This is a genomic window from Stenotrophomonas sp. YJH_SMC_138 (genome assembly GCF_059369855.1).
This window is the reverse complement of the sequence record NZ_JCAFTB010000010.1, coordinates 32066-43723: the sequence shown is the minus strand read 5'-3', so window position 1 is coordinate 43723 and position 11658 is coordinate 32066. Positions and strand designations below refer to the sequence as shown.

Sequence of the window (11658 nt, the reverse complement as noted above, 5' to 3'; positions counted from 1 at the left end):
CCGCGCCTTTGGCGCGCCCCCTTGAACAACAAGGGGGCTCTTCCCCAGATGGGATCAAGAACACCGCGGAACTGAAAAAGGCGCCCGATGGGCGCCTTTTTCGCAATGCGTGCCAGGCAAGCTTGGCACCTACCGTAACGCCTGCGGCGTTACTTGCCCACGGCCACGGTCAGCAGCACCCGGCTGTGGGCCAGCTTGCCCGAGTTCTCGCGTCCATTGCCGTCGGTGCCGTAGTAGCCCAGGCCGACGTTGAACAGGCCGAACTGGCGGCTGACGCCGACGTTCCAGTCGGTATAGTCCTTGGCGATGCCGTCCTCGAAGGTGCTGCGACCGACGTTGGCATTCAGCGTGAAGTCCTTCGGCAGGCCCCAGCTGCCGCCCAAGCCGTAGTACCAGCCATCGGTGCCGCTGTTCCACTGGTCGTTGGTGTAGGCCACGGTCAGCTTGTAGGTGTCGTCGAGCGTGGTGGTGGTCACCAGCTCGTTGTAGTTCTGGTGGCTGGCACCGAGGTAGGTGTAGCGGTTCAGCAGCACGTCGAAGTTGACGCGCGAAGTGACGTCCACGCCGTAGCCGATCTGGTAGTCGATCTCGGTGTTCGGATCGCCCGGACCGAAGTCCACGCCCGAACCCCAGACACCGGCATACAGGCCCACCGGCGAGGTGTAGGTGAAGCCCGCCTGCAGGGTCGGCTTCTCGTCGGTCTGCGACACGCCACGGAACAGGTAGTCGGAAACGGCGGTGACATTCCAGCTGTACGGCGATTCGTTCTCCTGCGCGCTGGCGGCGAACGGGGCGGCCAGGGTCAGGGCAGCGGCAATGGCGAGGCAGGCACGGGCGTGCTTCATGAGCGTCTCCGGTGGGGGCGGTGGCGTGGCGTGGAAGGCGGGAGCAGCCGGAGCGCGACAGCTCCGGTTCACGAATTCTTAACCACTTTGCTATTGCGATGCAACATGCGCTGCCCATGGCGATGCCCCATCCAGCCCGGTTGATGACCGGCGATGCCCGGTAGAATCAGCGGTTTCCCCGTTCAGAGCCGTGCCCACGCCATGACCGACGTCTCCTCCGCCCTGACCCGCCACTACGCCGAGGAACTGGACGCCATCCGCGCCCAGGGCCTGTTCAAGTCCGAGCGGATCATCACCAGCCCGCAATCGGCCGAGATCACCCTCGACGACGGCCGCAAGGTGCTGAACTTCTGTGCCAACAACTACCTGGGCCTGGCCGACCATCCGGACCTGATCCAGGCCGCCAAGGACGCACTGGATACCCACGGCTTCGGCATGGCCTCGGTGCGCTTCATCTGCGGCACCCAGGACCTGCACAAGCAGCTGGAGAAGCAGATCGCCGATTTCTTCGGCAAGCAGGACACCATCCTGTACGCGGCCTGCTTCGATGCCAACGGTGGCCTGTTCGAGCCGCTACTCGGCGAGAACGACGCGATCATTTCCGACGCGCTGAACCATGCTTCGATCATCGACGGCGTGCGCCTGTGCAAGGCCAAGCGCTTCCGCTACGCCAACTGCGACATGGCCGATCTGGAAGCCCAGCTGCAGGCCGCCGATGCCGCAGGCTGCAAGACCAAGCTGATCACCACCGATGGCGTGTTCTCGATGGACGGCTTCATCGCGCCGCTGGACGAGATCACCGCGCTGGCGAAGAAGTACAACGCGCTGGTGCACATCGACGAATGCCACGCCACCGGCTTCCTTGGCGCTACCGGCCGTGGTTCGGCCGAGGTCAAGGGCGTGCTGGAGAAGATCGACATCATCACCGGCACTCTGGGCAAGGCCATGGGCGGCGCACTGGGCGGCTTCACCTGCGCCAGCGCCGAGGTGATCGAACTGCTGCGCCAGCGCTCGCGCCCGTACCTGTTCTCCAACTCGCTGCCGCCGCATGTGGTGGCCGCCGGCATCAAGGCGTTCGAAATGCTGGCTGCCGCTGACGACCTTCGCAGCACGCTGGCCGAGAACACCGCCTACTTCCGCGAGAAGATGACCGCCGCCGGTTTCGACGTGAAGCCGGGCGTGCATCCGATCAGCCCGGTAATGCTGTATGACGCACCGTTGGCGCAGAAATTCGCCGAGCGCCTGCTGGAAGAAGGCATCTACGCGATCGGTTTCTTCTTCCCGGTGGTGCCCAAGGGCCAGGCCCGCATCCGGACCCAGATCAGCGCCGCGCACAGCCGCGAGCACCTGGATCGCGCGATCGATGCGTTCACCCGCATTGGTGTCGAACTGGGCGTGGTCAAGGGCTGATCATGCCGGGGTCGGATCCCTTTCCTGCGGAAAAGGCCCTGACCCCGCTGGTCAAAGCGTGCCGACCAAGGTCGGCACCTACCGGGCTGGATGGCTGCCGACCACGGTCGGCACCCGCCGTGGCCTGAGGGCGTGCCGGCCAGGGTCGGCACCGCCAGGCGTCACTTCTTTTTCTTCTTGCCCTTCGGCTCTTCCTTGCTGGCCACCACTACCGGCTTGGCGGCGGCGTCCTGGCCGTTGCCCTTGGCAACGCGGATGCCGTTGGCCTTCATCCAGGCATCGAACTCATCGGCGGTCATCTTCTTGTCGCCGTTGCTCATCAGGAAGCGGTAACTGCCGCGACCATCCAGCTCCGGGGTCTTCACTTCCACCACCGGGGTCTCGGCAGGCGTTTCCGCCTTGGCCACCTTCTTGTGGCCGCCACAGGCGGCCAGCAGCACCATCGGCAGCAGCAGGCCTGCGCAGCGCAGGGTTTGGTTGAGGGTCGGGTGGTACATGGGCAGGCTCCGTTCGGGAAATTCAGCAACCAGGCGCCCCCTACGCCTGGAACGGTGGCCGGCGACTGCCGGCCGCGGGCGATGATCAGCCCGGTGCAGCGGCCCCCAGCCGCTGCTGGTCGCTGACCTCCAGCACCCGCCATTGCCCCTTGCCGAGATCGCCGAGCACCAGCCCACCGATCGCGACCCGGACCAGGCGCAGCACCTGCAGGTCGAAGGCCGCCAACAGGCGGCGGATATGGCGGTTGCGTCCCTCGTCGAGGACCACCTCCAGCCATGCGGTCTTGTCGCCACTGCGCAGTACGCGCACGGCCTGGGCGACGAGGAACTCGCCCTCGTCCTCGACACCGGCGCGCAGCGCGGCCAGGGTGTCCTCATCGGGAAGACGATCCACCTGCACGTGATAGGTCTTCTGTGGGCCGGTCTCCGGATCGGTCAGGCGCGCCGCCCACTGCGGATCATTGCTGAACAACAACAGCCCTTCGCTGGCCTTGTCCAGGCGCCCGACCGGCGCGATCCACGGCAGGCCGGCACCATCGAAGCAGCGATACACCGTGTCGCGACCACGCTCGTCCTGCGCCGTGGTCACCACGCCGCGCGGCTTGTTGAGCACCAGGTACAGCCGCTGCGGCGCATCCATCGGCCGGCCATCGACTTCGATCGGCGGGTGCGGACTGGCAATCGGGAACTCGGGATCACGGATGATGCGGCCGGACACGCGCACGCGGCCCTCGGCAATCCAGCGCGCGGCCTCGCTGCGTGAGCACACGCCGGCCTTGGACAGCACGCGCGCCAGGCCGTGGCGCACGCCATTGGAGACATCCGGAACCGCACGCCCACGCGGTGCGTGGGAGCGGGCAGCGGGGGCAGCAGGTGGGCGGCGCGTGCGCAAGCCTCTGCTCCCCGCCGCGCTTACTTCTTGTCGACCGGCTTGGTCTCAGCCGGTGCTTCGGCCGCAGCCGGAGTGGCGGCCGGAGCCGGACGCGCCTTGACCACACGCACGCCACGCGCCTTCATCCAGGCGTCGAACTCTTCGGCGGTCATGCGCTTGCCGTTCTGGCTCATGTCGAAGCGCCAGGGCGTGTTGTCGAATTCGGTCTGCGGCTTGTAGGCCGCCGGATCGTTCGGCTTCACCGCCGGTGCGCTCGGAATGGCCTTGGCGATGTTCTGGCACCCATCGATGCGCAGGCGCTGCAGCACCTGGTCCAGCGACTGCGACGGATCGTAGTTGCTGCTCAGCACGCCGGCCGGCATGCCCAACTGGTTGCCACGGATGTAGAGCTCGTCGGCCACCGGCGCGATGGTCGTGGCCGGCAACGGCAGCGGCGAGGCGCTGGTGTTGACCGAGCAATCGACCGCAGCGTGGGCGGCGGGAACCAGGGCCAGCGCCAGGAAGGCGGCCGATGCAGAGCGCAGCATGAAGGGCATCCAGGAAAGGAAGTGACGCGGCGAGTTTAGCAATGCCGCGACAGCTTTCAAGCGCCACTTGCAATGAATACGGCAACTCATTGGTTTTATGGGCAAAATCCCGACGAACGGTTACTCCCGCGCCTGAAACGCCGGGTTCCGGACCGCAGAAACAACAAGACCCGGCCGAAGCCGGGTCCTGCTGTGTCCTACTGGCAGAGCGTCAGAACTTAGTTCTGGACGTTCAGCTCGGTACGACGGTTCTTGGCGCGACCTTCCGGGTTGTCCGAACCATCCGGGTTGGTGTTCGGAGCAATCGGACGGCTCTCGCCGTAGCCGATCGGGCCGACCAGGCGACCGGCGTCGACGCCGTTCTTGGTCAGGTAGTTGTACACGGCGGTGGCGCGACGCTCCGACAGCTTCTGGTTGTAAGCGTCGGTACCCTTCGAGTCGGTGTGACCGGCAACTTCAACGCGCAGATCCGGGTAACGCTTCAGGATCTCGGTGGCTTCGCTCAGGATCGCCACGGCGTCCGGACGCAGGTTCGACTTGTCGAAGTCGAAGTTGACGCCCTTCAGGTCGATGGAGACCGGAACCGGGCAACCGTCCGGACCGATGGTCTGACCCGGCTGCGAGTTCGGGCACTTGTCGTCGCAGTTGTTGACGCCGTCACCGTCGTCATCCAGGTCGGCGCAGCTCGGGGCAACCGGAGCCGGAGCCGGAGCAGCCGCGACCGGAGCCGGGCCCAGCGGGATCACGACGCCGACCGAAGCCAGCACGTCGCCGAACCAGCTCTCGTCCTTGGCGGCGATGCTCTGGTCGTCGAAGTCAGCGCGGTAGGCCACTTCGGCGCGGACAGCAACACGCTTCTCGAAGGTGGTCTGCAGGCCGACGCCCAGCTTGGCGGCAACGTTGCCGTCCTTACGCTGGCGCGGACCGTTGTTGTCGATTGCAGCGTACTCTTCTTCCGACTTCTGGTAGCCCAGGCCACCGACGATGTACGGGTTCCAGCCGCGGCCTTCCTTGATGAAGTGGCGACGCAGGTCCAGCGAGACGCCGTACTGCGACCAGTTCAGGTCCTGGTTGCTGTCGAAGTTCGGGTTCTGGTAGTTCAGTTCACCGTCCAGCGACCAGTTCGGGCTGATGAACTTACCCAGGCCCAGGGTCACGAACGGAGCGTCATTGGTCAGACGGTCGCTGTCCTGGAAGTTGAAGCCGGCCGAACCGGTCAGGTACCAGCGGTCATCGAACTCCTGCGCCGAAGCTGCCTGGGCGAAAGCCAGGCCGCCCAGCAGCGCGGCAGTAAGGATCTTCTTGTTCATTGAGTACAGCTCCTATTTCGGGGGTATGAAACCGGTAGAGGCATGGGCCAGCACTAGTGCGTCGATGTACGACAGCCGATTCAGCACGCCACCGCCGCGAACATTATGCTCAGGCGGGTGAAGGCCATGTTAACAGTCCCGTAACATGTGAAGTGTTGCGCCCGACCGTCGACCGGTCCGACGTTGAAACCCTATACAGGATGATGAAAATCCGCAAGACCCACACGCTGCAAGGGTTTGACGGGGTTTAAGCGCGAAAACCGACATACTGCGCAGCACATTGCATCGCACGGTTCAGCAGGTTTGCGGAAACGTGAGGAACCTTATGATGGGATCACGAACCCAGCCGGAGCCGTGATGAAAGCCGTCGCCCTGAGTCGTGAATACGCACCCGCCCTGCGTGATGTCCTGCTGCCGCCGCCGCTGCCTCCTCGCGGCCGCGATCTGCTGGTGCGGATCGAAGCGGTATCGGTCAACCCCGTCGATGGCAAGCAGCGGGCCGCTACCGATCCGGCCACCCTTGAGGTTCCCCGGGTGCTCGGCTGGGACGCCGCCGGTGTGGTCGAAGCCATCGGTGACGAGGCCAGCCTGTTCGCCTCCGGTGACGAGGTCTACTTCGCCGGTGACGTTACCCGGCCGGGCTGCAACGCCCAGTACCAGTGGGTGGACGAGCGCCTGGTCGCCCGCAAGCCGAGCACGCTCGATTTCGCCGAAGCCGCCGCACTACCCCTGACCACGCTGACCGCCTGGGAGCTGTTGTTCCAGCGCATGCCGCTGCACCTGGATGATCGCCGCCATGGCGGCCAGCACCTGCTGGTGATCGGCGGTGCGGGAGGCGTGGGCTCGATGGCGATCCAGCTGGCCCGCCATGCCGGCTTCGAGGTGATCGCCACCGCCTCGCGCGAGGCCTCGATCGACTGGTGCCGGCAGATGGGGGCCACGCATGTGATCGACCATCGGCAGCCGCTGCAGCCCCAGCTGCAGGCACTGGGCATCGACGCAGTGCAGGTGGCGCTCAACCTGGCCGACACCGATCACTACTGGGACGAACTGGGCCAGCTGCTGGCACCACAGGGCCATGTCGGCCTGATCGTGGAGCCGCGTGGCGCACTGCGCATCGGCGATCCGTACAAGGCCAAATGCATCGGCATCCATTGGGAGTTCATGTTCGCGCGCTCGCGCTTCGCCACCGCCGACTGCATCGAACAGCATCGCATCCTCAGCCGCGCCGCCAGCATGATCGATGCCGGCCAGCTGCGTGGCACGCTCAGTGAAACGCTGGGCACGATCAATGCGGCCAACCTGGACATCGCGCATCAGCGCCTGGCCAGCGGGCACACGGTGGGCAAGCTGGCGCTGGTGGGCTGGGACAACTGACGCCGTGATGTAGGCCGAGCCCACGCCAGGCTGCTACGCCTGCCGCCACCAGCAGAGCACGGGCGCGGCCCTGCTCAACCGCCAGCCTGCAGGATCGGCGCTGCCTGTACTAGCGGATTGGCTGGGATCTGTATCTATGGGCTCAAGGAAATCAGGGATACGGTGGAAACAGATCTCCCCTCCCCCGAGCCCACCATGCCTACCGCCCTGCCCCTGCGCCTGCTGCAACTGATCACCGGCCTGTTCCTGTATGGCTTCGGTGCCTCGCTGATGATCCGTGCCGCCATCGGCGTGGCGCCCTGGGACGTGCTGTCGCAGGGCATCGCCGCACAGACGCCGCTGTCCTTCGGGCTGGCGACCAATGTCATCGGCGCACTGGTGCTGTTGCTGTGGTGGCCACTGCGCCAGAAGCCGGGCGTCGGCACGGTGCTCAACGTGATGCTGATCGGTCCCTCCGCACAGTTCGGGTTGTGGCTGCTGCCACCGGCCATCGGCGTGGGCTGGCAGCTGGCGATGTTCTGTGCAGGCATGCTGCTGGTCGCGCTGGCCACCGGCCTGTACATCGGCGCCCGCCTCGGCCCGGGACCGCGCGATGGCTTGATGACTGGCTTGCATGCCCGCACCGGTTGGCCGATCTGGAAGGTGCGCAGCCTGATCGAAGGCAGCGTATTGCTGCTGGGCTGGTGGCTGGGCGGCAATGTCGGCCTCGGCACCCTCGCCTTCGCCCTGCTGATCGGCCCGCTGTGCGGCGTCACGCTGGGCTGGTTTGGGATCGGCCGCCCCCCGGTCGTACCCGCCGCTGCCCGGCAGCCGCAATCACCCTGAGCTGCCCCGAATGCCGGCCAGCGGCCGGCACTACCGCCCCCGGAGTTCGGGGGCAGCGCCGCAGGCGCGGGGGGGTGGAGGCCGGTAAGTGGGGCCCGCGATTCGCGCAGCGAAACGCGGGAGCGACAGCACGCATGTGCCGAGCGTACCCGGCCAGCGGCCGGCACTACCGCCCCCGGAGTTCGGGGGCAGCGCCGCAGGCGCGGGGGGTGGAGGCCGGTAAGTGGGGCCCTCGATTCGCGCAGCGAAACGCGGGAGCGACAGCACGCATGTGCCGAGCGTACCCGGCCAGCGGCCGGCACTACCGCCCCCGGAGTTCGGGGGCAGCGCCGGCGCCATCCAGCGGCCCTTGCCCCGGCCGCCGTTTCGCGGCACGCTTCGCGCTTCCGTACGCAAGCGTATCGACCATGTCGCCAGCCAACGAAAGCGCCTATCCCCATCTGTTCGCCCCGCTGGACCTGGGCTTCACCCAACTGCGCAACCGCGTATTGATGGGCTCGATGCACACCGGCCTGGAGGATCGCGCCCGCGACTTCCCGCGGCTGGCGGCCTACTTCGCCGAGCGCGCCGAGGGCGGCGTCGGCCTGATCGTCACCGGCGGCTTCGCACCGAATGTGGTCGGCTGGCTGAAGCCGTTCGGCGGCAAGCTGTCCTGGCCCTGGGAAGTGCGGCCGCACCGCCAGCTCACCGCCGCCGCGCACCAGCACGGCGCGAAGATCTGCCTGCAGCTGCTGCATGCAGGCCGTTACGCCTATCACCCGTTGTCGGTGGCACCGTCGAAGCTGAAGGCACCGATCAACCCGTTCACCCCGCGCGCGTTGTCGGCCAGCGGCGTCGACCGGCATATCGCCGATTACGCACGCAGTGCCAAGCTGGCCCGCGAGGCCGGCTACGACGGCGTGGAAGTGATGGGCTCGGAGGGCTACCTCATCAACGAATTCATCGCCCCGCGCGCCAACAAGCGCACCGATGCCTGGGGCGGCGACGCGCGCCAACGCATGCGCTTCGCGGTCGAGATCGTACGCCGCATCCGCGAGGCCTGCGGCCCGGACTTCATCATCATCTATCGCCTGTCGCTGGTGGATCTGGTCGACGACGGCAGCAGCTGGGAAGAAATCGTGCAGCAGGCGCAGGCCATCGAGGCGGCCGGCGCAACGATCATCAATTCCGGCATCGGCTGGCACGAAGCGCGCATTCCGACCATCGCCACCTCGGTGCCGCGTGCTGCCTTCGCCGGGGTCACCGCCAAGCTCAAGCCGCATGTGAAGGTGCCGCTGGTGGCGACCAACCGCATCAACATGCCCGACGTCGCCGAGCGCATCCTCGCCGCTGGCGGCGCCGACATGGTGTCGCTGGCACGCCCGCTGCTGGCCGACCCGCAGTGGCCGAACAAGGCCCGTGCCGGCCGCGCGGAGGCGATCAACACCTGCATCGCCTGCAACCAGGCCTGCCTGGACCACGTGTTCGAGAACAAGCTGGCCAGCTGCCTGGTCAATCCGCGCGCCGCGCACGAGACCGAGCTGGTCTATCGCCCCACCGCTGCGCCGAAGAAGGTTGCGGTGGTCGGTGCCGGCCCCGCCGGCCTGGCCTGTGCCACCGTCGCTGCCCAGCGTGGCCACCAGGTCACCCTGTTCGACGCCAATGATGAGATCGGCGGCCAGTTCAACGTGGCCAAGCGCATCCCCGGCAAGGAAGAGTTCCACGAGACCCTGCGCTACTTCCGCCACAAACTGGCCGAAACCGGTGTGCAGCTGCGCCTCGGCACCCGCGCCGATGCCGCCCAGCTGACCGGCTTCGACGAGGTGGTGCTGGCCACCGGCATCACCCCGCGCAAGGTCGATTTCCCCGGTGCCGATCACGCCAAGGTGGTCAGCTACCTGGACGTGCTGCTGGGCCGGGTCGAAGTGGGCGCCAGTGCGGCGATCATCGGCGCCGGCGGCATCGGCTTCGATGTCGGCGAATTCCTCAGTCACGCCGGCGAGTCCCCCTCCCTCGACCCGCAGCGCTGGATGGCCGAATGGGGCGTGGACAGCACCTTCGAGGCCCGCGGCTCACTGGCCAGGCCGGAGGTTGAAACCTCGCCGCGCCGGCTGTGGCTGCTGCAGCGCAGCCCGGGCAAGCCCGGCGCGCGCCTGGGCAAGACCACCGGCTGGATCCATCGCGCCACGCTGAAGGCCAAGGGCGTGCGCATGCTCGGTGGCGTCGAGTACCTCGGCGTGGACGACGCGGGCCTGCGCATCCGCGTGGATGGCAGCGAACAGCTGCTGCCGGTCGACCATGTGGTGATCTGCGCCGGGCAGGAACCCAACCGCGCGCTGCAGGCCGAACTGCAGGCGGCCGGCATCAACGCGCAGCTGATCGGCGGTGCCGACGTGGCCGCAGAACTCGACGCCAAGCGCGCCATCGACCAGGGCAGCCGGGTTGCCGCCGCGCTCTGATGAGCGCCTGAATGGGGGGCGGAATGTGATTTCCGTCACCCTCATTGAACCTGAATGTCAAGCCGAGCGGTTCACGATGCGTTCGGCTACGCCCCCCTACCTTGCGCCATCTTTCCGCTCACCAGCCAGTTTCCGGTGAGCCGGCGCAGCCCCACGATCGGTACTGGTCGTTTCTTTTGGGGCTGCCCACGGGGCGGCCCCGATGGCCGCCTCCCCATGACGCCAAGTCGTACCCCGCCTCCTGTCGCCCTGCGGCCGGAACCGGAGGGTGCGGCCCATACGGAGCAAGGAGTTATATGAAACTGGCCTGGATTCTCTGGCTGTCGCAGTTGTTGCCGCAGCCGGCCGCTGATTCACTGTGTTTGAGCACCACCGTTTACCTGGAAGCCCGCGACCAGACCCTGCGCGGCCAGCAAGCCGTTGCCGAGGTCGCCCTGCGCCGTCTCGACAGTGGCCTGTGGGGCGACTCGATGTGCCAGGTGGTCACCGCGCGCAAGCAGTTCGCACCGACCATCGTCTCCCCCGGCACCCAGTTGGGCAACGACGCGGCCTGGAGCGAGGCAATGAACGTGGCCTTCGACGCCGAGCGCAACTGGGCGCTGCCGGCTGGCGAGCGCCGCGAGATCGTGCCCGGTGCCAGCCACTTCGCCGCGCTGTCCATCGCCAGCCCGAACTGGCGCAATGCCTACCAGGTGGCCACCATCGGCGATCACACCTTCTATAAGGTGCAGAACCTCAAGCCGCGGCAGTCGTAACGATCCGTGCCGGCGGCAGCGTTGCCGCCTGCCGGCAGGCTCTGGGATAGTGGGCGTTTCCCGCCCGCATCACCTGGAGTTCCCATGAAGCTGTACAGCAAGCCCGGTGCCTGTTCCACCGCCGACCACATCGCCCTGCAGTGGACCGGCCAGCCGTTCGAGGTTGAACTGCTGAACAAGGACACCCTGAAGGGTCCGGAATTCCTCAAGATCAATCCGGCCGGTGCCGTTCCCGCGCTGGTCGACGGCGACTTCGTGCTGCTGCAGAACGCCGCGATCATGGGCTACATCGCCGATCGCTTCCCGCAGGCCGGCCTCGGCGGTGACGGCAGCCCGCGCCAGCGCGCCGAAGCCACCCGCTGGCTGGCGTTCGTCAATTCCGACGTGCACCCGGCCTTCTCGCCGCTGTTCGCGCCGGGCAAGTTCATTGCCGACGAAGGCCAGTACGACGCGATCCGCGCCGCCGCGCACAAGCGCCTGCGTGGCCTGTTCGAGACCGCCGACAGGCAGCTGGCCGACAAGCCCTGGCTGGCCGGCTTCCGCAGCTTCGCCGACCCGTACTTCTACATCACCCTGCGCTGGGCCGCCGGCACCAAGGTCGACCTGTCGGGCCTGGACAATCTGGCCGCCTACAAGGCACGCATGGATGCCGATGCCGGCGTGCAGGCCGCGCTGAAGGCCGAAGGCCTGGCCTGACCTTGGTCAGGGGTCAGAGCCGTTCGCGTGGCGGACGGATCTGACCCCACCGGCCACCAGACGGGGTCGGATCCGCCTGCGCCGCA

General features: G+C 67.1%; 11 protein-coding genes. 6 read left to right on the top strand and 5 right to left on the bottom strand.

The window, feature by feature from the left end:
- Positions 1–149: 149 nt before the first annotated feature.
- Positions 150–845, bottom strand: coding sequence for a TorF family putative porin (locus AC5P7I_RS18285; RefSeq protein ID WP_014646076.1), 696 nt, complete (start codon positions 843–845; stop codon positions 150–152).
- A gap of 201 nt (positions 846–1046) precedes the next feature.
- On the opposite strand from AC5P7I_RS18285, the gene kbl reads away from it, so the two are divergent.
- Positions 1047–2255: a glycine C-acetyltransferase gene (gene kbl / locus AC5P7I_RS18280; protein ID WP_041863091.1), complete on the top strand. Its 1209-nt coding sequence runs from the start codon at positions 1047–1049 to the stop codon at positions 2253–2255.
- A 161-nt stretch (positions 2256–2416) separates the two neighbouring features.
- Here the strand turns inward: kbl and AC5P7I_RS18275 are convergent, their stop codons facing one another.
- The 4 genes from AC5P7I_RS18275 to AC5P7I_RS18260 all read right to left on the bottom strand — a co-directional run bounded on the left by AC5P7I_RS18275 (position 2417) and on the right by AC5P7I_RS18260 (position 5481).
- Complete coding sequence (locus AC5P7I_RS18275; protein ID WP_005415439.1) at positions 2417–2752, bottom strand: hypothetical protein; 336 nt, start codon at positions 2750–2752, stop codon at positions 2417–2419.
- 85 nt (positions 2753–2837) lie between these two features.
- Entirely contained in the window at positions 2838–3644 is an 807-nt protein-coding gene (locus AC5P7I_RS18270; RefSeq protein WP_425604940.1) for a pseudouridine synthase, read from the bottom strand.
- Positions 3645–3664: 20 nt separating this feature from the next.
- Positions 3665–4171, bottom strand: a complete 507-nt coding sequence (locus tag AC5P7I_RS18265) for a hypothetical protein (protein ID WP_014646073.1) — start codon at positions 4169–4171, stop codon at positions 3665–3667.
- A 218-nt stretch (positions 4172–4389) separates the two neighbouring features.
- A complete protein-coding gene (locus AC5P7I_RS18260) occupies positions 4390–5481 on the bottom strand; it encodes an OmpA family protein (RefSeq protein ID WP_014646072.1) in 1092 nt (363 codons plus the stop codon).
- Between the two features lie 357 nt (positions 5482–5838).
- Between AC5P7I_RS18260 and AC5P7I_RS18255 the strand changes: the two genes are divergently transcribed.
- From AC5P7I_RS18255 to AC5P7I_RS18235, 5 genes are all read left to right on the top strand, one after another.
- Positions 5839–6858, top strand: coding sequence for a zinc-binding alcohol dehydrogenase family protein (locus AC5P7I_RS18255; protein WP_046429091.1), 1020 nt, complete (start codon positions 5839–5841; stop codon positions 6856–6858).
- A 195-nt stretch (positions 6859–7053) separates the two neighbouring features.
- Entirely contained in the window at positions 7054–7683 is a 630-nt protein-coding gene (gene yczE, locus AC5P7I_RS18250; RefSeq protein ID WP_014646070.1) for a membrane protein YczE, read from the top strand.
- Between the two features lie 407 nt (positions 7684–8090).
- Positions 8091–10121 carry an FAD-dependent oxidoreductase gene (locus tag AC5P7I_RS18245; RefSeq protein ID WP_262088324.1) on the top strand — a complete coding sequence of 677 codons (2031 nt, stop codon included), beginning with the start codon at positions 8091–8093 and terminating at the stop codon, positions 10119–10121.
- 296 nt (positions 10122–10417) lie between these two features.
- A complete protein-coding gene (locus AC5P7I_RS18240) occupies positions 10418–10876 on the top strand; it encodes a cell wall hydrolase (RefSeq protein ID WP_004154513.1) in 459 nt (152 codons plus the stop codon).
- An 84-nt stretch (positions 10877–10960) separates the two neighbouring features.
- A complete protein-coding gene (locus AC5P7I_RS18235; RefSeq protein WP_032955882.1) occupies positions 10961–11572 on the top strand; it encodes a glutathione S-transferase N-terminal domain-containing protein in 612 nt (203 codons plus the stop codon).
- Positions 11573–11658 lie beyond the last annotated feature (86 nt).